The sequence below is a fragment of the Bacteriovorax sp. HI3 genome, assembly GCF_059738875.1.
Genome location: NZ_AP026946.1, coordinates 2,702,794 through 2,725,255, shown reverse-complemented (window position 1 = coordinate 2,725,255; position 22,462 = coordinate 2,702,794). Strand labels below are relative to the sequence as shown.

Annotated in this window: 24 protein-coding genes; 16 read left to right on the top strand and 8 right to left on the bottom strand. The window is 41.7% G+C overall.

What is annotated here, in order from left to right; translation table 11 throughout:
* Positions 1–5 precede the first annotated feature (5 nt).
* Entirely contained in the window at positions 6–944 is a 939-nt protein-coding gene (locus AC6JA8_RS13465; RefSeq protein WP_497974257.1) for an HD-GYP domain-containing protein, read from the bottom strand.
* Positions 945–1,118: 174 nt separating this feature from the next.
* Here AC6JA8_RS13465 and AC6JA8_RS13460 point away from each other — a divergent pair, with 174 nt between their 5' ends.
* From AC6JA8_RS13460 to AC6JA8_RS13420, 9 genes are all read left to right on the top strand, one after another.
* Positions 1,119–2,741, top strand: coding sequence for an ABC-F family ATP-binding cassette domain-containing protein (locus AC6JA8_RS13460; RefSeq protein ID WP_102244325.1), 1,623 nt, complete (start codon positions 1,119–1,121; stop codon positions 2,739–2,741).
* 2 nt (positions 2,742–2,743) lie between these two features.
* Positions 2,744–3,373, top strand: coding sequence for a 2-hydroxychromene-2-carboxylate isomerase (locus tag AC6JA8_RS13455; protein ID WP_497974256.1), 630 nt, complete (start codon positions 2,744–2,746; stop codon positions 3,371–3,373).
* A gap of 2 nt (positions 3,374–3,375) precedes the next feature.
* Positions 3,376–3,933, top strand: a complete 558-nt coding sequence (locus tag AC6JA8_RS13450; RefSeq protein WP_497974255.1) for a peptidylprolyl isomerase — start codon at positions 3,376–3,378, stop codon at positions 3,931–3,933.
* Between the two features lie 40 nt (positions 3,934–3,973).
* Entirely contained in the window at positions 3,974–4,456 is a 483-nt protein-coding gene (locus tag AC6JA8_RS13445; RefSeq protein WP_102244322.1) for an FKBP-type peptidyl-prolyl cis-trans isomerase, read from the top strand.
* Between the two features lie 110 nt (positions 4,457–4,566).
* Positions 4,567–5,427, top strand: a complete 861-nt coding sequence (locus AC6JA8_RS13440; protein ID WP_497974254.1) for a hypothetical protein — start codon at positions 4,567–4,569, stop codon at positions 5,425–5,427.
* A 13-nt stretch (positions 5,428–5,440) separates the two neighbouring features.
* A complete protein-coding gene (locus tag AC6JA8_RS13435) occupies positions 5,441–5,896 on the top strand; it encodes a 6-pyruvoyl trahydropterin synthase family protein (protein ID WP_102244320.1) in 456 nt (151 codons plus the stop codon).
* Between the two features lie 8 nt (positions 5,897–5,904).
* Positions 5,905–6,555: a GTP cyclohydrolase I FolE gene (folE, locus tag AC6JA8_RS13430; protein WP_497974253.1), complete on the top strand. Its 651-nt coding sequence runs from the start codon at positions 5,905–5,907 to the stop codon at positions 6,553–6,555.
* Positions 6,556–6,659: 104 nt separating this feature from the next.
* Entirely contained in the window at positions 6,660–7,127 is a 468-nt protein-coding gene (locus AC6JA8_RS13425; RefSeq protein WP_497974252.1) for a nuclear transport factor 2 family protein, read from the top strand.
* A 95-nt stretch (positions 7,128–7,222) separates the two neighbouring features.
* Positions 7,223–7,546: a hypothetical protein gene (locus AC6JA8_RS13420; RefSeq protein ID WP_497974251.1), complete on the top strand. Its 324-nt coding sequence runs from the start codon at positions 7,223–7,225 to the stop codon at positions 7,544–7,546.
* On the opposite strand, the gene AC6JA8_RS13415 is transcribed toward AC6JA8_RS13420, so the two are convergent.
* Both AC6JA8_RS13415 and speD read right to left on the bottom strand, forming a co-directional pair.
* A complete protein-coding gene (locus AC6JA8_RS13415) occupies positions 7,547–8,575 on the bottom strand; it encodes a serine/threonine protein kinase (RefSeq protein ID WP_497974250.1) in 1,029 nt (342 codons plus the stop codon).
* A gap of 33 nt (positions 8,576–8,608) precedes the next feature.
* On the bottom strand, positions 8,609–9,385 hold the full coding sequence (gene speD, locus AC6JA8_RS13410; RefSeq protein ID WP_491636934.1) for an adenosylmethionine decarboxylase: 777 nt from the start codon (positions 9,383–9,385) through the stop codon (positions 8,609–8,611).
* Positions 9,386–9,516: 131 nt separating this feature from the next.
* Between speD and speE the strand changes: the two genes are divergently transcribed.
* The 6 genes from speE to AC6JA8_RS13380 all read left to right on the top strand — a co-directional run bounded on the left by speE (position 9,517) and on the right by AC6JA8_RS13380 (position 16,171).
* A complete protein-coding gene (speE, locus tag AC6JA8_RS13405; protein ID WP_497974249.1) occupies positions 9,517–10,410 on the top strand; it encodes a polyamine aminopropyltransferase in 894 nt (297 codons plus the stop codon).
* Positions 10,411–10,689: 279 nt separating this feature from the next.
* On the top strand, positions 10,690–11,439 hold the full coding sequence (locus AC6JA8_RS13400; protein WP_102244313.1) for a hypothetical protein: 750 nt from the start codon (positions 10,690–10,692) through the stop codon (positions 11,437–11,439).
* 30 nt (positions 11,440–11,469) lie between these two features.
* On the top strand, positions 11,470–12,741 hold the full coding sequence (locus AC6JA8_RS13395) for a hypothetical protein (RefSeq protein ID WP_497974248.1): 1,272 nt from the start codon (positions 11,470–11,472) through the stop codon (positions 12,739–12,741).
* A gap of 1 nt (position 12,742) precedes the next feature.
* Positions 12,743–14,080 (top strand): hypothetical protein, encoded by a 1,338-nt coding sequence (locus AC6JA8_RS13390; protein WP_497974247.1) that lies wholly within the window; start codon positions 12,743–12,745, stop codon positions 14,078–14,080.
* Between the two features lie 172 nt (positions 14,081–14,252).
* Positions 14,253–15,284 carry a hypothetical protein gene (locus AC6JA8_RS13385; RefSeq protein ID WP_497974246.1) on the top strand — a complete coding sequence of 344 codons (1,032 nt, stop codon included), beginning with the start codon at positions 14,253–14,255 and terminating at the stop codon, positions 15,282–15,284.
* A 47-nt stretch (positions 15,285–15,331) separates the two neighbouring features.
* Positions 15,332–16,171, top strand: a complete 840-nt coding sequence (locus tag AC6JA8_RS13380) for a DMT family transporter (protein ID WP_497974245.1) — start codon at positions 15,332–15,334, stop codon at positions 16,169–16,171.
* A 53-nt stretch (positions 16,172–16,224) separates the two neighbouring features.
* Here the strand turns inward: AC6JA8_RS13380 and AC6JA8_RS13375 are convergent, their stop codons facing one another.
* The 4 genes from AC6JA8_RS13375 to AC6JA8_RS13360 all read right to left on the bottom strand — a co-directional run bounded on the left by AC6JA8_RS13375 (position 16,225) and on the right by AC6JA8_RS13360 (position 20,387).
* Positions 16,225–17,340, bottom strand: a complete 1,116-nt coding sequence (locus AC6JA8_RS13375) for a hypothetical protein (protein WP_497974244.1) — start codon at positions 17,338–17,340, stop codon at positions 16,225–16,227.
* Positions 17,341–17,453: 113 nt separating this feature from the next.
* Positions 17,454–18,506 (bottom strand): hypothetical protein, encoded by a 1,053-nt coding sequence (locus AC6JA8_RS13370; RefSeq protein WP_497974243.1) that lies wholly within the window; start codon positions 18,504–18,506, stop codon positions 17,454–17,456.
* A gap of 77 nt (positions 18,507–18,583) precedes the next feature.
* Positions 18,584–19,459, bottom strand: a complete 876-nt coding sequence (locus AC6JA8_RS13365; RefSeq protein ID WP_497974242.1) for a hypothetical protein — start codon at positions 19,457–19,459, stop codon at positions 18,584–18,586.
* Between the two features lie 16 nt (positions 19,460–19,475).
* Positions 19,476–20,387: a TIGR02147 family protein gene (locus AC6JA8_RS13360; protein WP_497974241.1), complete on the bottom strand. Its 912-nt coding sequence runs from the start codon at positions 20,385–20,387 to the stop codon at positions 19,476–19,478.
* A gap of 313 nt (positions 20,388–20,700) precedes the next feature.
* Here AC6JA8_RS13360 and AC6JA8_RS13355 point away from each other — a divergent pair, with 313 nt between their 5' ends.
* A complete protein-coding gene (locus AC6JA8_RS13355) occupies positions 20,701–21,918 on the top strand; it encodes a class I SAM-dependent rRNA methyltransferase (RefSeq protein ID WP_497974240.1) in 1,218 nt (405 codons plus the stop codon).
* Here the strand turns inward: AC6JA8_RS13355 and AC6JA8_RS13350 are convergent.
* Positions 21,915–22,445 (bottom strand): DUF2799 domain-containing protein, encoded by a 531-nt coding sequence (locus AC6JA8_RS13350; RefSeq protein WP_497974239.1) that lies wholly within the window; start codon positions 22,443–22,445, stop codon positions 21,915–21,917. The genes AC6JA8_RS13355 and AC6JA8_RS13350 overlap by 4 nt on opposite strands.
* Between the last annotated feature and the right edge of the window lie 17 nt (positions 22,446–22,462).

Below are 22,462 nucleotides of genomic sequence, written 5' to 3'. Positions count from 1 at the left end.
AAAAACTATTCGAGAAGTCCTTCGGTCTGGAGGACTTTCTTGAAATCATTTAACAGACTCAGCTCATAGTTTCCTAACTCATCAATCATCATATCTTTTAAGGTCTGAGCAGGAGATGTCTTGTTGGTGATCGTGCGCTTGTCGTAGTTGTTAACCAGCGAGAGAATCTCTTCTTGAAGAGTGAGTTTTTTCTTTTTGTTTGGCCCAAGTCCACTGGCCACTTCTTCATGATTCATGACCAGTTCAAGAATGGCAGGAGTCACGTATGGCTTTTCTTTTAAGATATTGGCCGCGTCTTTACAGTGAAGATAGTAAACGCGTTTGTCATCGTTGCTTAAAAACTTCTTAGGTTTATAGAACAGCTGAATGTCGTCTTTGTTAAAAGTTGTAAGCCCGATATCGTGGATTAATGCCGCTGTACCCAGGTCATCCATCTCTTGTTCTGTACACCTTTTGATTTCAGCAAGTTTTACAGCAAGGGCACAAACGTTAAGTGAGTGCTTGATAATTTCTTCGTTCTTTTCAACTTTTTTCCCGAAAATTTTCTTTAATGTATCCGGGTTTCCAGTAATAACCTGGCGCAAGCTCTTGGCCGCTTTTTCAGTGGCGCGGAAGGCACTTTCCGTTGGGTTTTTTTGCATTCTTTCAACGGCAGAGCTCGCTGCTCCTTCGGCCATATTTACTTTTTCTTCCAGGTCGATTTTCGGATTAGACAATGTTTCATCTAAAAGAGCATCGAGGAATTTTTGGTAATTCACTTCATCTTGTTCAGTGATAAAAAACTTAGCAATTTTTTGCGTTTTGAGTTTTTGAAATTTATCTTCTGAAAGCTGCTCGCCACGTTTAGCGTAGCAAAGGTAGTGCTCTTTGAAGAAGATATAGAGATCAAAAGTCAGATCTCTAAGGGGCTTAACTGTCGAAATGCGAAGGGGAGTGAATTCCATGTGAATATTCTAGAGAAAAACATAAGAAATTCAAGGTACGAATAAGATCTTTCTTATCACCATTACTGGAGTAAATTACTATTGGCGCTCGGGGCGTCATCGAGAGATAACTGATGCCAAACCCCGAGCGTCTCTGGTAGAGTGAACGTCAAAATTTACAATAGGACAGCTTCAATGATCAGTTTCAATAACGTTTCTAAACACTATGGTGGGCAAGTTCTTTACGATAATGCCTCATTTATCCTGCGTCCAGGCGATAAAGTTGGTTTAGTTGGGCCAAACGGCGCGGGAAAAACGACTGTTTTTAGAATCCTGATGAAAGAAGAGGGCTTCGAAGGGGGCTCAATTACTGTTCCTGATAAAGTCCGCGTGGCCTATTTCTCTCAGAATATTGGAGAAATGAAAGGTCGTACTGTTATTGAAGAAGTTATGAGCGGATCGGCGAAGGCCTCTGAGTTAGCTTCTGAGATGAGAAAGATTGAAAAAATGCTGGAGACAGACCTTGATCCAGATGAAATGGAAAAAGTTCTCATCCAATTAGGAGACTACCAGACTGAGTTTGAAAAACTTGGTGGTTACGATTTAGATACTCGTGCAAAAGAAATCATCACGGGGCTTGGGGTTATGCCTTACGACCACGACCGCGATGTTGGACTTTTTTCTGGTGGATGGAGAATGAGAATTGCCCTGGCAAAAGTTCTTATTCAACAACCAGACGTTATGCTGATGGATGAGCCTACCAACTACCTTGATCTTGAGAGTATCGTGTGGCTGGAGCAATGGTTGAAGGATTATAAGGGCGCTGTTCTTATGACTTCCCACGACCGTGATTTCATGAACGGAATCGTCAATAGAATTATCGAAGTGGCCAATAAAACAATCACGACCTACACGGGTGATTACGACTACTACGAAAAAGAAAAAGAAATCAGAAAAGTTCAGCAGATCGCTCAGTATGAATCTCAACAGGCGATGCTACAAAAAGAAGAAGAGTTCATCGCTAAGTTTGCGGCCCGTGCTTCACACGCCGCTCAAGTACAGTCACGTGTAAAAAAGATTGATAAGATTGAGCGCGTAGAGCTTCCACCTGAAGACGTTGTTATGGATTTTACTTTCCCGGTTCCACCGCGCGGGAGTAACGATGTTGTCACAATGAAGAACTTAGCTAAGACATGGACTCGCGATGACGGGACTCCTCATAAAGTTTTCTCAGGACTAACGGCAACTGTTAATCGTTTAGATAAAATTGCGGTTGTTGGGGTCAACGGGGCCGGTAAGTCGACACTCTTAAAAGTCATTTGTGGTTTAACGGAAGCGTCTGGAGGCGAAAGTGCTCTAGGTCCTTCAATCCAAGCGGGGTACTTCTCACAGTTCTCACTAGATCTGTTAAACCCGGAAAATACAGTGCTTGAAGAAATCTCAAGCCGTCTTCCACATTCATCAAATGGATACATCAGAAACCTTTTAGCAGCTTTCTTGTTTCGTGGTGATGATGTTGAAAAGAAAATTAAAGTTCTTTCAGGGGGAGAGAAGTCGAGAGTTGTTCTGGCGACACTTATGTCGAGCAACAACAATCTTTTAATCCTGGATGAGCCTACCAACCACTTGGACTTAAAATCGCGCGACGTTCTTTTAAAAGCACTTAAAGATTTTGAAGGAACGGTAATGTACGTATCCCATGACCGTCACTTTTTACATGGACTATCAAACCGTGTGTTTGAGGTAGATAAGGGTGGAATCAGAGTTTTTGAAACTGGCTACCAGTACTACTTGGACAAGAAAAAATCGGAAAGTTAAGAATGAAAAAGATTGAATTCTATTTTGATTTCCTTTCGCCATACTCTTATGTCGCCTGGACTTGGGTGAGAAAGCAGTCTTATGACTTCGAATTCATCCCAGTTTCAATGCCGGGGATTATCGCCGCTTACGACACCAAAGGGCCGGCGCAAATTGAGCCAAAAAGAAATTATCTTTTTAAAGACCTGCTTCGTTTTACTAAACTCAACAACGTGCCTTTTACGACTCCGGCCCAACTCCCTTTTAATTCTCTCTATGCTTTAAGGCTTGCACTTAAAACGTCAGCAGGAGACAAACAAAAAGAAATCATCGATGCCATCTACAGAGCAGGATGGGAGCACGGTCTGGATATTGGAAGCGATGATGTGTTGAAAAATGTTTTAAAAGAAAACAATCTCTACAGCGATGAGCTGATTGAGAGAATGGAAAGCAAAAACGCCCGCATTGAATTAAAGGCCAATAATGAACGCGCGCTTCAAAGAGAGATTTTTGGGGTTCCGAGTTTCGTCGTCGACGGTGAAATGTTCTGGGGCAATGACTCTGTCAAATATCTTGAAATGCACTTAAATGGAATGGATCCATTAGATAAAGAAAAATACGAACAATTTCTTAAAAAATTTACACCGAGGTAAAAATGAAGATGTTACTTGCAGCTCTTTTCACTCTGGCAAGCGTAAGTGCTTTTGCCGCTAACCCAAAGATCGTTATCAAGACATCAAAAGGGGAGATCGTTGCTGAGCTTTTCGAAGACAAGGCTCCTGTTACAGTTAAAAACTTCCTGTCTTACGTAGACAAAGGTCACTACAAGGGAACTATCTTCCACAGAGTCATCGACGGTTTCATGATCCAAGGTGGAGGGTTTGATAAAGACATGAAAGAAAAAAGCACGGGAGCTCCGATTAAGAACGAAGCGACTAATGGCCTAAAAAATGAAGTGGGGACTCTTGCAATGGCAAGAACTCAGGTCGTTGATAGCGCGACAGCTCAATTCTTTATCAACGTGGCGGACAACGCTTTTCTTGATCACCGCGCAACAAACGAAGCTGGTTACGGATACGCAGTATTCGGGAAAGTGACGAGTGGGATGCCAGTGGTAAATCAAATTAAGAGCGTAAAAACAGCAGTGCGTGCACCTTACGAAGACGTGCCTGTTGAGCCGGTAGTTATTTTAGACATCACTAGAAAGAAATGATAAGTTAGGCCACTAGCAGAATTAACAATACGGGGATTTTATGCAAGTTCAAAAAAACAAAGTCGTAGCAATCGACTATAAACTAACAGACGCAAAAGGTGCTGTGATCGATTCTTCGGCTAACCACGGACCACTTTACTACATCCAGGGGATTGGTAACCTAATTCCAGGTCTTGAAAAAGAACTTGAAGGTAAAAATGCCGGGGACAATATTAAAGTAACAATCGCAGCGAAAGACGGTTACGGTGAAAGAAATGAATCTCTTTGCCAACAAGTTCCTCGTTCACAATTCGAAGCTTCAGAAGGCCTAGAAGTTGGAATGCAGTTTGAAGTTGAAACTGAGCAAGGTGAGCTAATCGTCTCTGTAACAAAAATCGATGGCGAAACTGTAACTGTAGACGGAAACCACCCACTAGCTGGTGTTGAACTACACTTCGATGTAACAATCAAAGAAATCAGAGACGCGAGCGCTGAAGAGCTAGCTCATGGTCACGTACACGGACCAGGCGGACACCACCACTAATGACTTACCTTAAGACCTTCCTCCCTTATTTATTTGGAAATAAAAGAGGAAGGTCTTATAAACTTCCCCAGTCTTTGGATTGGGGGAGTTTAAGTTTTGAAGAAGCCCTCATGTTTCATACTATGCAGGGAACCTTGGCCGAATTCACTCAGACACTTTCAGACCTCACTCCCAAACAAGTTTTTCATCTTCTAAGTTTTAGAGAGCATTTACCTCCTGAATTTTTAGCGAGCTTACACGCACGCTTTGCTCATGAGTGTAAAGTCTTCTTCAGTGCCTTAGAGGCCCCTGTCTTAACGAATAAGGATGTGCAGGAGCTCTTAGATTACAAGACCCACCAGTTGTCTTTATTTGCTTTATTTTCAAGCGACAGAAGTAAACCTGGGCGCCTGTTTATTAGAAAGAGCGACGGCCATTTTTACACAAAAGAAAATGGGGATCTTTGGTCAGTCAGAGTGCTTGCGACTTCGGGAAGGGGATTGCCCTTTAATCATTCCAATGGTGCCACTCCTTGTGGAGTCTACAGTGTGGATTCGGTCATGCCGGAGGCCAACAAAGAATACGAGTTTGGGAAAAACCGCAGGCTGATCGTGAATTTTCTAAAGACTTCACCGGGCGAAGAGAACATTAAACAGTTCTTACCTAAATCCCAAAGGACGGGCCTTTGGTGGACCCCTTCAATTGTTGGACGCGAATTAGGCCGAAGCCTGCTTCGAATCCACGGTACAGGAAGGGTCAATAAGAATCCTTTTAGCTCGTATTTTCCAATGATTCCAAGTTCGGGTTGCTTAACCACAACAGAGCGCACTTTTTTAGGCATGATCAAGATCAATGATCAGCGCTTACTTTTAGATGCCTTAATGGACTCGATGGGCCTTCCCAAGACTTTCGAAAATGAGTCGAAAATTCACGGTCTCTTGTATGTCATTAACTTCGATGGTACATATCAAGCACTTGAATTTAAAAGCTAGCTAGAAGGTTCACATGTATATTTCAACTAAAAGATTTACAGGTTATCCCTGTACTCACCGCCAATGGCGTGATGAAGGACACTGTCGTTTTGTTCATGGCTACTCTCGCGAGTTTTCGTTTTGGTTTAAGGCCAAGACTCTCGATGAGAAAGGCTGGGTTATGGACTTTGGTGGATTCAAAGAATTTAAAACGTTTTTAGACGATACGTTCGACCATACATTTTTGGCAAACGCTGACGATCCGGAACTTCCTCTCTTTGAAGAAATGCATAAGAAGGGAATCGTTAAACTTCGCGTGCTGGAAAGTGTTGGGATGGAAGGGACATCAAAATTCCTTCACCAGAAAATGAATGAATACTTAGACAAAAAAACAGGCGGCCGCGTTTACTGCTTTAGAGTAGAGACGAGAGAGAACGAAAAGAACTCTGGCCTTTATGAAGAAGATAAAAGCGGCTTTAGTGCCGTATAGGAACTCTTATGATTGATCCAAAAAAAATTTTAAAGAAAGTCACTCCAACTCCAATGATTGCCAACGATCTTACGGCGGCAGAGAAGAAAGAAAAAATCACAGCTCTTTTCACTGAGATCATGGAGACGTTAGGACTTGATCTTAACGATGATTCACTAAAAGAAACTCCTCACCGTGTAGCGAAGATGTACGTTGATGAAGTTTTCTACGGACTAGAAGCAACTTCTTTTCCAAAGATCACTGTGGTCGACAACAAGTTTGAATATGATCACCCGGTTATGGAAATCAACATCGTGACGAACTCTCACTGCGAGCACCACTTTGTTCCCATCATTGGAAAAACTCACATCGCATATATCCCGAACAAAAAAGTTCTGGGGCTTTCAAAACTTAACCGCATTGTTGATTACTTTGCAAAGCGCCCTCAAATTCAAGAGCGTTTAACTCTACAAATCCACCAGGCCTTAGTAGAGATTCTTGAAACTCAAAACGTAGCGGTGGTGACAGATGCAATGCACGCGTGCGTAAAGACCAGAGGGATTAAAGATGTGACGTCTATGACGAGAACATCAAAGCTTTCAGGGGTCTTTTTGCAGGACAGCTCGCATAGAGCAGAGTTTATGAGCGCTATCCCGAGAGTTCAGGAAGTGATTTACTAATCTCGTCATGAGATTGTGCGAAAATCCGTATAGTGTTTCCTTATATTGCTAACTTATCGCGAATCCCGATTCGTATTAGAGTTAAGAATAACCAAGGAAACACTATGAACTTAAAAAAACTTTTCATCACTTCACTGTCTGTTTTTGTCTTTTCAACATCTCTTTACGCTGAAACACTTCAAGAAAAAAATAAAAAGCTAGTCGTCGATTTCTACGAACTGGCCTTCAATAAACACAAACCAACTGAAGCTGCCAAAAAATATATCGGGAGCAAATACATCCAGCACAACCCACATGTTCCAAACGGGGCAGCGGCTTTCTATGGCTACTTTGAAGGACATTTTAAAAAGAACCCTGAATCTCACGTCATTATTAAGCGCGCCCTGGCTGACGGGGACCTGGTCGCTTTACACCTTCACAGCAAAGAGAATAAAGCAGACCTGGGGCGTGCGATTGTAGATATTTTTCGCGTAGAAAATGGCAAGATCGTCGAGCACTTTGATGTGGTTCAGGATGTCCCGGAAAAAACGGCCAACGGCAATACGATGTTTGAAGGGGATAAAGAAAACTAATTAAGTGTAAAAAATACATCAAGGCTTGTGACTTATCCGGTATGCGCTAGAATTCCTCCACACATAACAAACAAAAAAATGTCTGGAGGAATTCAATGAAAAAACTAATGCTGGTACTTGCCCTAGCTACAACTGTTTCTCAAGCTCACGCACTAGAGGCGATTGCTGGAACTTATATTTCTGGAAGCTTAGGAGCTTCAACTATTGGTGGGATGACGACGTCAGGAAAAGAGTGCGAAATCATCGTCTGTAAAGAGGCGGCACAGGTCCTTAACGACGGCCAGAACTATATTCAGTCTGGAACAATGTCGGCCTTTTTAGCTGAAAAAATTAAAAATATTCAAGCGGTTAATATTGAAATGTCTGATGAAGAGGCACTAGATGCTCTTATCCAAGACGCTGAATCAATTTTAAAATAATTATTCGTAATCGTAGTGGCTTCGCGACAGGTTTTCTAGATAGTAAATCTGCTCGCGAAGATCACTTATCTGTCCTTCCCAATACGATGGTGATTCAAAAAATGGAAAAGCGTTTTTGAAGGCCGGATCGTCAAAGCGTTTTGCAATCCAAGCAGAGTAATTAATCATTCTTAGAGTGCGCAGGACTTCTGTCAGTCTTAGCTCTTCGTAGTTAAAGTCTCGCATTGAAGTGTAACCTTCAAGGAGCTTGTTGCGAAGATTGTCAGCGTATTCGTCTCGTCCAGGAAGCAGGAGCCACATATCCTGAACGGCGGGGCCCACGACCATATCGTCGAAGTCAATCAGGTTAAAGACATCGCCGCGCTTTAAGATATTTCCAAGGTGGCAGTCACCATGGATCCTTTGAGTCGTGATGTTTTTAAAAGAGTCTTTAGTGAGGTTATAAATAGTCTCTAAAACCGTTTTGTAACTCATCTCCAGATGAGAGGGAACGATCTTTTGTCCGACTAAAAAATCCAGGTTTGATTTTAAGTAGATGTCAGGAGTCAGGTGTAGGCGGTGTTTGGCCTTTTTCATGCTGCCGACATTATGAAGTCTCGCTAGAAGTCTTCCGACTTGTTCGATCTCTTCATTGGTGAATTCGTCGGGAGCTCGTCCACCTTGTTTTGGAAAAACGGTATAAAAGAGTTCAGGTTCGGGCAGAGTAAAGAGAGTCTTCTCATCAAACTCCAAAGGAGCGATCACCGGCACTTCGAATTCTTTTAGGTCTAAAAGAAAATCGTGTTCTTCTTGTATCTGTTCTTTAGTCCATCTTCCCGGGCGGTAGAATTTAATAATCTTTGAGTGGTCACTTGGGTTGTCCGAGTCGCTTTCGATCTCTACTTCGTACACGCGGTTTTCCATCGAGTTCATAGTGAGAACACGGCCGGTAGTGCGAAAGCCCAGTTTTTCAACGGTGTCTAAGACGAGGTCGGGGTTGAGTTCAAAGAAGAATTGAGTGGCATTGGTTCCCCAGAGATTTTTTGTCATGTGAATCGACTCCTTATCTCTGGGGTGAAATCCTTAGTGGATCATGTGGTAAACTTCGATCATTTCTTTTCTTAGAAGTTCCATCTTAGCTGGAACGTCTGGATGATTAGCGTCTTCCGGGTGCAGAAGGTAGTTCGCTGCTGGAAGTTCTTTTACCATGAATTTCGACTGCCAGATGTTTGATTGTGGCATGTTGATATCTGAAGCAAATTGGAATTGCTCTTTGATTTCCGGCTTAATGAATTCCTGAATCGAGTTGAATTTCTGGTCGTTATAAATTTTCTTTCCGTTTTCCAGGCGAGTGTAACCACGAACAACGTAGTCAACGTACACAACGTCGCACTCGAATGCTTCGAAGAGATAGTTGATCGCGTTTAGAGGAATGATCTCTCCACAAGTCGCAACGTCTAAGTCTACGCGGAATGTGCAGATCCCGTTAGGGTCTGAAGCGTCCGGGTAAGTGTGAGACGTGATGTGCGATTTATCTAAATGCGCTTTTACTGAAACAGGAATTGGCTCTCCGCCACCCTTGATGTCAGACATTAACGTCATCGTTGAAGCTCCAACCGGATCGTAGTCCTGGATTGAAACGGCCAGGATATTGGCCTCGATGATTTCTACGATTCTCTCAGCGATCTTTTCAATTTTTTTGGCACTGTATTTATCGTGAATATACTTTACGTATTCTGCTCTTTGCTCTTCATCAAGAGCGATGCAAAAATCATAAAGATTGAAACTTAAAATCTTAGTCAGATTGTTAAAACCAGATAATTTAACTGCTTGCCCGGGAGCTAATTTTGACTCAAACATTGCGCTAATTTCCTATTAAAAAAAGTATTGCGTATTTAAATTTCACGAACTATCTATGTGTCACAGTTTGCCCCTTGTGACAAATGGAATCTTTATCTCTTAACAGAGATAAAACACAATATTGGAGAGTTATGACCACTGAAATCAATGAAAAAAACACAAATGAACTGCTGATTGAAAAAGATTGGTATTCTGAGCGCTATTTCCATAAAAATGTGGCCACTTCTTTCAAAATAAAATCCATTTTGCACTCGGAAAAAAGCCAGTACCAAAAGATCGACGTTCTGGACACGCACGGTGTTGGACGCCTTTTACTTCTAGACGGAAAAACGATGGTCAGCGACCACGATGAATTCGTCTACCACGAAGTGATGGGACACATCCCATCTATGGTTCACCCGGGAATTAAAAACGTTCTGATCATCGGTGGTGGTGACGGTGGGATCGTTCGCGAGTACGTAAAGCACCCGGAAATCGAAAGAATTGACCTGGTAGAAATCGATGAGCGCGTAATCGAAGTTTCAAAGAAATATTTCCCTGACTGTACATCTGGTCTTTCGGATAAGCGTGTAAACGTTCTTCCACAAGACGGAGTAGAGTACATCAAGAATCACAAAAACTTCTTTGATGTTATCATCATCGACTCAACTGACCCTGAGGATTTCGCTGCGGGATTGTTCACGAAAGAGTTTTACTCTCACGTGTACGAGGCCCTGACAGAAAACGGAATCATGATGGCCCAGACTGAAAACCCATTCTACGACGAGTACGGGATTAAATCGTTCTACGACAATCTTCGTTCAGTGTATCCAGTAGTTAAATCATTCACTGGTCCAATGCTGATTTACCCTGGAGTTTTCTGGACATTTGCTTACGCTTCAAAAGGGCTTATTCCTACAAACTTCAACGAAAAGAAGATCCCTCACATGAAAGAGCTGGAAAAAACTCTGAAGTGGTACAACATGGACTGGCATAAAGGTGCCTTTAATCTTTCAAATATTCATAAAAAAGTGACTGGTTGTTAATACAAGGCCCTCTTTTGAGGGCCTTTTTTTTGCCCAAATGCTGTCTAAAATTTAGGCACATGTCTATTTTACGATTCCCTAGTCAACACTAAAAAACCCCTAACTATTCATTATTTATCATTTTTGTCTTCGGCAAGGGATATGCAGTGCTGACTACAGTAGGCTAGAAAAATTACACCCAAGCCGGGTCTCAATTGAGACTGGTTTGGAATTGTATTAAGTTTCATACGAACACAACAACGAACACGTTTATATATTTTTGGAAAAAAGGAGAACCCCATGAACTTTAAAAAAATGACAATCATTCTAGCTTTCAGTGTTTTAAGCTCAAGTGCATTCGCTGCAGGATTCTTAAAAGAAGGTGGATACCTTGGTGCTCATAATGGTGATGATAAAGTTAACCTTTTAATCAAGCCAGCTCCAGGCCGTGATGGTTCATTCTTTGCGGTACTAATGAAAGACGCTAAAAAAATCTCTTTATACTTAGTAGATGAAATCAACTCAAGCTCATACTCAATGACTCCGCTTGAAGTGACTAAAGATGGCGAAATCGGTGTAGTTAATGATGACCCGAGTTTAGTTATCTCATCAGCAAAAAACAATAAAGGACAAGATGTATTTAAAATCATGAGTGCAAACTCTTCAAACAACGCAGGCTTCACTGGATTCTTTGAATTCGCAGGGAAGACTTCAAAAGTAGCATGGCTGGAAATTGATGGTGGTGAGTATAAGACAGATGAAGCAGCAAACGCTCTTCAGATCTCACAAGTTGACCAGAAAGAAAGAGAAGCTACGGCCGTATTCTTAACTAAAGACATCAACGGGACATTCACTCTAAGAGAGAAATTCCCTTCAATGTACCTGATTAATCAAAACTCGGTCCTGGCAACAGGAACTAAGAAAAACCAAATCCCAAGTGCGATTGCGGTTTTCCTTGAGAAGAAAGGTAGTTTCGGTAGCAAGTCGACAGAAATGATTCTGATCAACCCGAAAAACGATACAGACCTTAAGACTTTTACACGTAAGTAATTATTAAATTGATTGATTGGAATGAATGTTATGAAAACTAAAAATATAAAAATGAATAAAGCAATGGCCGCATTGGCAGTAATTGCAACTATCTCATTCTCACAGATGACGATGGCACAGGAAGAAATCAGTCTTCCGGTGATTACTAAGCCAGCGATCCTGGAAGAAGGAACGCAAAGAGAGCTAAGTGCTTCTCAAGTTGCAGAACTTTTACCATGGGCCAAAGACTCTAAAATCTTTTTAAGTGATTTATTGGATAACGTTCAAACTCTGGCACCTTCTGATAAGGTTGACCACCTGGTAGAAGGGATCAAGTCAGTAGTAGGTGAGAGTGCTCCAAAGAACTCTGAACTCTTAATGAGATACGCTCTTAACCGCGGTCTGGTCATCAATGATATCCTGATTCGCGAAGTTGAGGCCAATTCAGTGGGAATGGTTGATGTTCAACTAAGAGTTTTAAAGGCCTCTATCCTGATGGCCATTAAGTATTACGACCAGGATATGGAGATGATGTCAAAGAAGGCCAAGACTTCTTTTGCAGCTTTCGGTTTAGACTATTACGATTTCCTCTCAGAGCTAAATAAATCGGTTTTCGATGCTTCAGCTCAATACAATATTCAAAGAACAGCGCTTGAGTTCCTTCAGTGGGATCTTTACCGCGACCTGAACAATACAGTTTATGCAAATCAGATCGTTAAAATTAACAATGGTCTTAAGACTTTTCCGACGAAAAAATTAACGGATTCTCAGTCTATTGCCCTTATTCGTCAAATGAAGAGTTTGGCAAAACAATTGAAAGTTACAAAAGATACTCCTGCTACGCCTGCAAAAAGCTCTCAAGAGTTTGAGGCGTTAATGGCAAAGAAGATGCTTGTAAGCTCAATTGATGAAGGTGTGCTGTATGCAACTAAAGCAATGGAGTTGGTTTCAACACCAACGGAATTTTTTAGAGTCATCTCTCCAGGAATTGCAAATCCAAGTGAAACCTACACAAACGCTTTAGCAACAGTTGGATTTAATTTTAGGAACGTGCTTCTAAAAAATTCAATGACAAGAGTGGCAGATGTACACAAGTTAGCTGCATTACAAAGTAGCGTGGACAACATTATTGTTATTACAAGAGAGTATACACCATCAGTCAGGACAGCTGCAGAATTCCTGGCCCTTTACTCATACACAGTTAGTAATCCATCGAGTTACTACAGAGCAGATTTGAAGAACTTAACGATGGCCAACATGAGTTACTTTATGGGCCTTAATCCAACAACAGAAGAAAAAAACACTTTATTAGGACGCTTTTAATATGAAAACAACATTAACAGTATTAGCACTAACATCAATTCTGGCAACAGGTGCCCTTAAGGCCGAAGAGATTTCTCTTCCGGTCATTACAAAGCCGGCCATCCTGGAAGAAGGGACACAAAGGACCCTAACTCAAGCGCAGATCGCTGAGCTTCTTCCATGGGCCAAAGACTCAAAATTATTTTTGATCGATCTTATGGAGAATATCCAGGGATTAACGACGAGTGATAAAATTGAAAGACTTGCTGATGGGATCGCCTCAGTTGTAGGCGAGAGCGCTCCAAAAAACTCAGAGCTATTGATGAGATATGCGCTTAACCGCGGTCTGGTCATTAACGATATTCTTTCAAGAGAACTGGATGCAGACGCAGTTGGCTCTCAGGACGCTAAACTTCGCGTTTTAAAGGCCTCAATTGAAATGGCAATCAAGTACTACGATACAGATATGGCCATTTTAGAGAAGAAAACGACAGCTCCTTTTGTTATCTTTGGTCTGGACTACTTTGACTTTTTAAATGAACTTAATAAATCAATCTTCGATGCTTCTGCTCAATACAACGTTCAAAGAACAGCACTTGAGTGGCTACAGTGGGATTTATACCGCGATTTAAACAACGCGAGCTACGCTCCACAGATCGTAAAGATCAACAATAGCTTAAAAACTTTCCCGAATAAAAAAATCACGGATGCTCAATCAATTGCCAATATCCGTTTGATGAAAAAAGTTGCTCAGCAGCTAAACGTCAAATCAACGCTTACTAAGCTGGAAGAAGAAAGAAGACTGGCGATGGCGAAAAACGATGAAGAACGTCGTCTAATGATCGCAAAAACAGAAGCGGAAAAAGAGCGCATTAGAAGAGAAGCAGAGCTGGAAAGACTTCGTGGAAGCAGGTCTTTAGTTGATATTGAAAAAGTTAAATCATACACAACTTCACTTAATAATGGAGGATGGGAGACGCGTAGAGAGTCAGCTCATCAGCTAGGAAACATGGTGGGAAGTGATGTCACTTTAGCTCTTTTATCAAGGCTAATGATCGAATCAGACTCTGATGTAATGAACGCAATTATGAGATATTTGCCAGCGAGAATTGATTCTCCAAGCTACATTATGAAAATTGATTCTCATGCCAACCATAGAGCGCAGGTTATCAGTATTCTTTCATCTGCATCTCGTAGTGGTGGATGGGAAAAGAGAAGAACGATTGCTAGGCTTGTCGGAAATATTCCTACGATTGAAGCTTACCGCTTATTGAGCTCTTGGCTTCAGGGTGAGTCGGATTCAGATGTTAAGAATGCGATTATAGCTTCTATGGGAGCGATTGAGGGTGCTTTAAAATAAGAAATTGAGACTGAATACCATATGATTAAGGCCATCTTCGGATGGCCTTTTGTTTTTCAGTCAGTTACATCTACGTGGCGAGCTAAGGTTTTTTTAGTTAGGACCGATAGGTCTGTTAATGAAACTATCTATATACCCATCTCGATTCCTTTTTATTCTTATCTCATTTCTAATGCATTCTTGTGCTCATTCTTTACCTGAACGAAAACTTGCAAGCTCTTCATTGGCCATTGATCGCGCCGTTAAATCTTTTGAAGAATCTGGAGTCACCGATTCAGAAGAAGAGATTTATTATAAAGAACATCATGTTGAGCGCATTTCAAAAAAGAAGGCCATTCTTGAAATAATCAATCTTAAAGAAGGCGACAGGATTCCGGAGTCTATTTTACTGAATTATTCTTCAGAAGAAATCGCAGAATCTATTATTGAGCGAATTGCTCAGCAAAACAGGGACGCTGACGCCTCATTTGCAAAGGGTTTTCTTCATACGTCTGATGTGCAGCTTTTTTTCCCAGAGAAACTTTTAGATGATGTCATTAGAGAAAAAGAGTTTCTAAATATTCACCAGGTGTCTGATGATCACATTCGAGCTAACGATACCGGGGGGACTGTTCACGATTATCGTAGAGACCGTGTGAGCGTTGAAAGCGTTCTGAGTGGGCTTGATTTTTCATCGCCAAAGAATGAGCTGGCCAGAAAGAAAATGGATGAACTTAGGCCTAAGAGTGCCTTTCTTGTTCCCAAGGATTTATCAGAAGACGCTATTGCTTTTGGTTATGGTGAAATTGTGGCCATCCCAAAAGACAATTTAAGAAAAAGAATGACCTGGACTCCAATGGATAGTTACGCCACGCCAGAGGATCTGGTTCAAGGAGAAACTTTTTTTTCAACCAGAAAGGAAGCCCCAGAAGTTTTTCGTTACTATGAGGCCCAAATTTGGGGGAAGCTTTCAATTTCAGACATTGAAGAATTTTGGATTTCTCCTAAGACCAGCACAGCAACACTGGAAAAGTTAAAAAAGCTTAAAATTCCTATCTATTTTTATAACACTAAGGTTAAAGCCATTAATAATACTTTTAAAATGCCAGTGCGAAATTTTCGTGGACGCTCTGCTTTTGACCCTCAAGTGAAATCGTCTGTTTCTCCCACTTCTTCTGACTCGTGTAGCGGATTATTCAGAAAGATAATTAATTTTTTGAAGTGAATTTATATTCTGTTTTTTACATCTAAAACTCTTTATAATAATCATCTATGTTCATCGAAATGTTCTGGGCCATTGGAATTTTCTCCTTCGTCCCTTTAGTCATTAAGTACTGCGCGGCCAATCCTTTTGCGATGGGGTTCTTCAGACTTTCTGTAGGGACGTTACTTGTCTCTCTGTATTGGAGAAGAAAAATCAACTGGAAAGTCTATAAAGAAAAAGACGCCTGGAAACTTCTCTTAATCGGCGCAACTTTTTTTTGTCATTGGATCACATACACATTTTCTGTAAAACTTGGCTCGCCCTCAATGACTGTATTGGGAATGGCGACCTACGGAATCCAGATGATTTTTTACGGGGCCTATTTTTTAGGCTATCACGTGAGACCAAAAAATATTTTTTGTCTGCTTTTAATTTTAGTTGGAGTCTTCTTTGTACTTCCAAGCTGGGATCTAAATGACAAGGGAACAGTTGGTTTTACTCTCGCTTTAATCAGTGCTTCTTTTTATGCAACAATCCCCATTCAATTACAAAAGGCCCATGCCTTTAATATGGAGACCAGGACCTTTGCCCAGTTCTCTGTGGCCTTTTTAGGGTATGTCTTTCTAGTTCCCAACGCCAATTGGGGAGAGCTAGTCCTAAGGGACTGGTTAGGATTGCTTTTTTTAGGGGTTTTAGGAACCTTTGTGGCCCATTCGTTGTGGTCGAGGGTTGTGGCCCATGTTCCAACGACGACCTCTGGAATCGTCTATTACATCATTACGCCGACAGCGATGTTTCTCTCTTGGTTTTTACTGGGGGAGACTCTGAGCTCTAAACAATTGTTAGGGGCGGGGATCATCTTGAGTGGGGCCATTATCAATATGCTGAAGCTTCCTAAAGTCCAATAAAAAAGGCCCGGTTTAACCGGGCCTTGTGAAGTCTTTTATTTTTTGGGCAGTGATTACTCAGCAACAACCAGGATGCGAGAAACAAGAGCATTTCCACCTCTAGATACCAGTTCGATTGAATCAGCGTAGTCTTCAACAGTCACGAAGTAAGAAGGGTCTCTTCCTGGAACGTAGATTGTTCCTTTTACATCACCGTTAACCACTACATCAAACATTGCATCGTTTCTGATCCCTTCTGCACTGATGATTAGCTTTTTAATGTAACGTCCAGAGTTCAGTCTTACTTGTTGAGTTGTCCCGCTGTAAAGAGTGATTGATGATCTTAGAGCGTCAGTTGTCTTTGGTTGAGCTTCACCGTAAGAGTCGTTGCCGTATGAAGCACATCCCTTAGCTGTTGCTCTTTTTACTGCTCCAACAAGCTCTTGAACAGCGACGAATTCGTCAGCGTAAGAAGCGCGAGTGTTTAAGTAGAAAGCGATATCTTGAGAAGCTGTTTCAAGGGCCTGGATTGTACAAGCGTATCTCATAGCAAAGATCGACTCTGAAAGATCATTGGCCATTGCTTGAGTTGTCACTCTTAGAGCTGTAAGAAGAAGAGTTGGGCTTCCGATCGGGTAGATTGTTCTTCCATCTTCAGTGCTCATTGTATCTAAAACCATTTTTACTTGTTCGCTAGCGAAGTTAACAAATAGTCTTTCGAATTGAGCGTTTGAAGCGCTTACGCGTGAGAAAGCACTTCCAGTCTGGAAATATGGGATGTCCAGACGGTTAGAAACGTTTTCGATGAAAAGGAAATAGTTAAATAGGAAGTGGTTGATCGCTCTCGTTTTTTGTTTGCTATCGGCCGTTACTTTAAGTTCATTTAAAAGAGTGATCCCTCTTTGGATTGCCTTTGAAGTAAGAGTCTGAGCGTAACGAGGAGAGATTCTGTTAGCAGCATCTACCAGACCTTTTTCAAGGATGGCCGCTGAAACACCAGGGTTTCCAGCTTGTGCTTCAATCTCTGCCTGACGGTAAGCATTTTTTAATACCGAAAGACGATCGCGGCAGAAGCTTGATACTGAATCATATTCAGTTGCCGTGTTTGTTTTGTTGATTTTTGTTTCTGCCATTAGTGGGCTAGTTGCCATTAGTCCTACAAGTCCAAGAATCATAAGTGTGTTTTTCATTTTTTTCTCCAAGAAAGTTGTTTTGTTGTTGTGTTGTTTTTACCAATTTCTATATTTTTTTCAATTTCTCTTTGTTCATCGTGCACATTTTGAGCTGACATCAGTCTGCACTGTTACTGCCCTAATTTCACTATGATAGCGCTTATTCCCTTGCCCTTTAGAGGGGCTGACTCACTTACTTCGTAAGGAAAGCCGTTTGAAGCGTAAAAAATAGCAAAATTTCCTGTTGGCATTTTATATTTCGCTAACTCTTCCAAAGGCAGTCGATATGAACTCAACGCCGGCATATTATCCATTAGTGTTTTAAATTCTTCTGCACTCTGAACTTTTTTAAAGCGAGGAGAGATATCTCCAGGGTAAAGAAAGTATTTGTTCCTTTGGGAGATATTTGTAAATTGCATTTGATTGTGAACTTTCGCCACTTCAAAACTAATTGCGCTCTCTGAGAAGTCGCGGCACTCAGTTGATGAAAGATTTAATTCACCAAGAATTTCGTCAATGAGAAATGAGCCTTTAAGTTGATTTTTTCCTGCTGTTAATTTCCAGAAAAATGACTCTTTCCCACAGTGAGAGTACAGGTAGTAGAAGTAAAGTTGATTATGTCCGTATTGAGCTGGGAATTTTTCTTCAGGAGAGTACTCGCCATAAAGCGGAGTCATCGGGTCGTTGATGGCCGCATACAAGTTCATTCCATTTAACTCACCAGTAGCGATAAATTCAAAAACCTGGGCCATTCCTTCGCGCACCCATGGAAGTTCATCTGGATTGATTGAGAAATGAATGGCGTGATAAATTTCGTGGGCCAGTAGGGCCTTAATCCCATTTGAGTAGACTTGCACTAACTGGACTTGAATAACTTGTTCAGAAGTATCTTGAGGGACAAAAAGACCATCACGTCCCGGCATATCCGTCAGGGAAATTTTAATTTTTAGATCCTGGATTTTTGCTAGAATATCGGCCGGGATTTTTTTTCTCACATCGCGGTCGATGAACTGAACTAGTTCCTGAGTTCTTGTGATAAGTGCATTTTGTTGAGTGGTACTCATGTCGGAAAAGATTTTTTTATCGATAGAAAAACGCACGAAGCCTTCCTGCGCCGATACAGCGGCCGGGATAAGGGTCATGGCAAGGGCCATGAAGAAGGCTAAGAGTTTAGTTGATTTCATTCCCCCATTTTAGGGAATTTTAGGGGAAAATAGGGAAGGCCTGGAATATTTACCAGGCCTTTTTAAAAGTGTTTAAATTATTGACAGCTTTCTTTAAGTCTTAAGCTCTTTGAAATCCTTTTGATTTCAGAGGCCGTGTAGGTAAGGGCCTGTTTTTCGTCCTCAAACATTTCCTTGTTGCCTTGGTCGTAAGTCTTAAGCGTCTCGTTTAGGATCTGTAGGTCCGAAATAGCGCAGCTAAAGCGGTAGTTCCATAAAGACTCATCCAAATCACTTGCCGTCGCCGCTGACAGGGTTAGGGCCACTTTAATCACCGAGCGAGCGTCACCTACTGGTACCGTCTGGATTCTGTCTCCCAGGCGCACTTCCTTAACCAGTGTATCTAAAATCCAGTCCAGCTGAGTTGAAGCATAAATGACGAAGTTTTCTTCGAAACGGGCCGCTCTTTGGTCCATGTTTTCGCTATCAGCGTCCATGAACGGGATCTTTCCATTCAGGTCCAGGTTTTTTGCCACTGTTTCAATCATAAAATCGTAGTAGCTGTTTAGGATGTGGTTAGCGGCCATGGCCTTTCTTTCAGTGTTTCCACCAAGAGTCGCTCCCAGGTGGTTTGAGATTGTCAGACCGCGAGTCAAGCTCTTGTGTAGGAATGTATCTTTAGCATTGTTTCCACTTTGTAGTGCCTGAATAATCCCGTCAGTAAGAATTTTATTGGCGATATTGTAGTCACCAGTGTTGTCTAGTTTTAAGCGTGCCTTGTCTCTGAAGTTTCTTAGAAGACTTGTCTGACCTCTGCACCATGTGGCCAGGTATTCAGAACCGATGTTTCCACCACCGATATTTGTCCCGCTTCCTTTTGAAACTTTTGTCGCTCCACCTTCGCGCTCAACGCGAGCTTCTGCTGTTAGAGATGTACCAAGAACCAGAGTAAGGATAAGTAATGTTGTTTTCATGTGTGTGCTCCTCAAATTATTCTAAAGTCGTAATATGGTTTAATTGGATTCCCAAGTTTAATACGCAGTCAACTTTGGCATTGTTCGTGGCATACTTGTTCATAATATGCTCTCTGAATGCCTTAACTTCTTCTCTGATTTTGTCGAAGTTTTCTTTATCTGTTGCCAGGACTACACAGCTTGCCGAGCGGTTGTTATAAGCGTCTTCGCTCAACGTTTCTTTTGCTTTATCTAAAAATTGTGAGTGAAGGGCATTCACCACCGTGTAGTTCATTGAGTTGTCAGTAAAGTTGATCAAGTCATCAGTCTGGATCAATTTCCCATTGGCATCGCGGCCTAAAAGCCCCAGCGTGATCAGGTCATTGATAGCTTCGATGATTTCTTTTTTTGCTACTTTATTTCTTAGCTTTTTAGCGATGAAATCGTAGTCTTCTTTAAATGAGTCAAGAGACACAAGCTCTCTGATAGCAACCATGTACCATTGAGAGAAGTAGTTGTACTGTGACTTTAAAAGTTCAAACGCAGGAGAGGTTTTACCTTTCATGTTTTTATTGATGCGTTCGAAATAAAGAGTCTTTTCTTTTTCAGTTGTCGCCTGGTTGTAGTGAACCAGATTCTCAAAGTGGAAAGTTTCTTTTTCGCTTAATTTTAATGTACGAGCAAAACCCAGGATCGTAGAAGAAGAAAGGTTTCTCTTTCCGCTCATGATCAGGTTGAAATATCCACGAGAATTCTCTCCGAAACCAGCTTGTCTTACGTAGGCAGTTGCAGAGTACTTAGAGTTTTTTGTCTGGATGTGTGCCAGAGAGTCCGAAAGGAAAGCCCTATAATCCACATAATCATAGATCACGGGCTTTTCATTCTTCGGTTGAATGGCAGTGGGGGCTGCCGATTCATGTGTTGTTGTGTGGGGCTGTGTGTGTTCCATTTTTTTACCAAATGTTCAGTTTTAATCTGTCTGCAGTTTAATCTGTCTCCAAAAAAGTCTCCAGAGGTTGTGTAATTTTTATGTACGTCTGTAGTCAGCACTCCTGTTTGCAGGTTACAATAAATAAAGCCTTTGTTTATTAATGACTTATGTCTGTTTTTGGGCGACTGGTAGCTGTCTCAAGATGACCAGGATGGCCTTTTGGATATCATTTTTGTCGTCACCGTCCGGTCTTTTAAAAGACCCTTGGTTGCCGTAGGTCGTGTTTTAGACTAAGAAGAAGACTCGTTATTTTTATATATAAGGAAAGCCCGTGACTAAGACTCCTTTGGTGAATGTTCCAGATAGTGCCATCCCAGAAATTCAACTGATCCGCGACGTGAATAAACACCTCCTGCGTGGACACAGATGGATCTTTGCCGACTGCTTTGACGGAAAAACTCCAACAGGGCTTGCGGTTTTAAAATCGCGAAAAGACTCGGTCGCTATCGGTCTGGTTCAGGCCGACACTCAACTTCGTTTTAGGCTTCTTTGTCTTTGTGAAGAGCCTTATGTCCGTTTAAATAACATTGCCCACACTATCACTCACTGGAGTGAGATCCAATTATCCCGCGCTATCATGATCCGCCAGCACTTTAGAAGTGAAGCGACTAATAGTTTTCGCCTGGTCAATGGAGAAGGGGATGGGATGCCAGGGCTTATCATTGACGTTTATGACCACACGGCCGTGATTAAGCACGATCACCCGGTGATGGAGCGTTTTTATAATCACGCAGGAATCGCAGAGAAACTTCAAAACGATATGCCGTTTATTAAAAATGTTTATTACAAAAGAAGAAATGATGAAGAGGTTAAGGGGATCGATATCGTAGGAACCCTGCAACCGGAAGTTATCTTTAAAGAAAATGGAAGCTTCTTTGCCAGCAACATCCGCGATGCTGCCAAGACTGGCTTCTTTCTTGATCAGCGAGACAACAGAAAACTGATCTCTCAGTTCTCTCACAGTAAAAGTGTCTTGAATCTTTTTAGTTATACTGGAGGATTTTCTATATTTGCGGCCCATGGGGGAGCGAGTGAAGTGACCAGTGTGGATATCGCTAAAGCAGCGATTGAAGCTTCAAAAAGAAACTTTGAAGTCAACGACCTGAAGACCAAGCACAATGCAGTGGCAGAAGACGCTTTTCTTTTTATTGATGAACAAATTAAGAGCAAACAGAAATGGGACCTGGTTATTACCGATCCACCAAGCTTTGCTCCCAATCAAAAAGCTGTGGAGACAGCGACAGCTGCTTACACCAAAGTTTTTGCCAACTCACTTAAGCTGGTTAAGGGCAATGGGTTTTTTGCGGCCAGCTCGTGCTCAAGCCATATCTCAACAGATCAATTCCTGGATATTTGCCGCGAGTCTTTTTCTAAAACAAGAAAAAGAGGGACTCTCGTTTATCTGGGAGGACAGCCTTTTGACCATCCATACCCATTGGCGATGGAAGAGCTTCGTTACCTGAAGTTTGCTCTCTTTAGAGTGGACTAACGGAATTTAAACGTATTTTTAGCGCCTTCAATTTCCAGGGCCTGGATTTCACTTCTTAGTTTTTCCAGTCCTTTTTGGATTTTGTGGTACTCGTCGCTGTCGGCAGAGTTCGTTGTGATTGTTGGTTTTAATTCTTCCAGGCGCTCTTTTAATTCTTCTTCTTCATCTTTTAATTCAAAGACATGTTTTCCAATGAGGTATTTTTCTCTAAACATACTCTCGCGTTCGGCCGGGCAGAAACTGAAGTAGCGGTCAGAGCGCTTCCCCATTTCAAAAGCACGGTTAGGAAGGCAGTACTCCATCCATCCTTGATAAAATCCTTTTTCATAAGCTTCAAGATCAATGCTTGGGTTTCTTCCCATACATACGTTTCTGAGGTCGTCTGTGTACTTCACAGGAGAGCCTTGTCGCCCTTGGAGAAGGCCGAGTTCCTTCATATCTTTAAAACAGTCTTTTTTACTAATAGTTGAACATGAGTACAGAGCAGAAAGAGAAATAAAAAGTAGCAGAGATAAGCGTAGAGACATACGAGGGTCCTTAAAAA

Coding starts and splice junctions, on each gene's coding strand:
- AC6JA8_RS13465 (WP_497974257.1), bottom strand. CDS start 944: ATGGAATTCACTCCCCTTCGCATTTCGACAGTTAAGCCCCTTAGAGAT.
- AC6JA8_RS13460 (WP_102244325.1), top strand. CDS start 1,119: ATGATCAGTTTCAATAACGTTTCTAAACACTATGGTGGGCAAGTTCTT.
- AC6JA8_RS13455 (WP_497974256.1), top strand. CDS start 2,744: ATGAAAAAGATTGAATTCTATTTTGATTTCCTTTCGCCATACTCTTAT.
- AC6JA8_RS13450 (WP_497974255.1), top strand. CDS start 3,376: ATGAAGATGTTACTTGCAGCTCTTTTCACTCTGGCAAGCGTAAGTGCT.
- AC6JA8_RS13445 (WP_102244322.1), top strand. CDS start 3,974: ATGCAAGTTCAAAAAAACAAAGTCGTAGCAATCGACTATAAACTAACA.
- AC6JA8_RS13440 (WP_497974254.1), top strand. CDS start 4,567: ATGTTTCATACTATGCAGGGAACCTTGGCCGAATTCACTCAGACACTT.
- AC6JA8_RS13435 (WP_102244320.1), top strand. CDS start 5,441: ATGTATATTTCAACTAAAAGATTTACAGGTTATCCCTGTACTCACCGC.
- folE (WP_497974253.1), top strand. CDS start 5,905: ATGATTGATCCAAAAAAAATTTTAAAGAAAGTCACTCCAACTCCAATG.
- AC6JA8_RS13425 (WP_497974252.1), top strand. CDS start 6,660: ATGAACTTAAAAAAACTTTTCATCACTTCACTGTCTGTTTTTGTCTTT.
- AC6JA8_RS13420 (WP_497974251.1), top strand. CDS start 7,223: ATGAAAAAACTAATGCTGGTACTTGCCCTAGCTACAACTGTTTCTCAA.
- AC6JA8_RS13415 (WP_497974250.1), bottom strand. CDS start 8,575: ATGACAAAAAATCTCTGGGGAACCAATGCCACTCAATTCTTCTTTGAA.
- speD (WP_491636934.1), bottom strand. CDS start 9,385: ATGTTTGAGTCAAAATTAGCTCCCGGGCAAGCAGTTAAATTATCTGGT.
- speE (WP_497974249.1), top strand. CDS start 9,517: ATGACCACTGAAATCAATGAAAAAAACACAAATGAACTGCTGATTGAA.
- AC6JA8_RS13400 (WP_102244313.1), top strand. CDS start 10,690: ATGAACTTTAAAAAAATGACAATCATTCTAGCTTTCAGTGTTTTAAGC.
- AC6JA8_RS13395 (WP_497974248.1), top strand. CDS start 11,470: ATGAAAACTAAAAATATAAAAATGAATAAAGCAATGGCCGCATTGGCA.
- AC6JA8_RS13390 (WP_497974247.1), top strand. CDS start 12,743: ATGAAAACAACATTAACAGTATTAGCACTAACATCAATTCTGGCAACA.
- AC6JA8_RS13385 (WP_497974246.1), top strand. CDS start 14,253: ATGCATTCTTGTGCTCATTCTTTACCTGAACGAAAACTTGCAAGCTCT.
- AC6JA8_RS13380 (WP_497974245.1), top strand. CDS start 15,332: ATGTTCATCGAAATGTTCTGGGCCATTGGAATTTTCTCCTTCGTCCCT.
- AC6JA8_RS13375 (WP_497974244.1), bottom strand. CDS start 17,340: ATGAAAAACACACTTATGATTCTTGGACTTGTAGGACTAATGGCAACT.
- AC6JA8_RS13370 (WP_497974243.1), bottom strand. CDS start 18,506: ATGAAATCAACTAAACTCTTAGCCTTCTTCATGGCCCTTGCCATGACC.
- AC6JA8_RS13365 (WP_497974242.1), bottom strand. CDS start 19,459: ATGAAAACAACATTACTTATCCTTACTCTGGTTCTTGGTACATCTCTA.
- AC6JA8_RS13360 (WP_497974241.1), bottom strand. CDS start 20,387: ATGGAACACACACAGCCCCACACAACAACACATGAATCGGCAGCCCCC.
- AC6JA8_RS13350 (WP_497974239.1), bottom strand. CDS start 22,445: ATGTCTCTACGCTTATCTCTGCTACTTTTTATTTCTCTTTCTGCTCTG.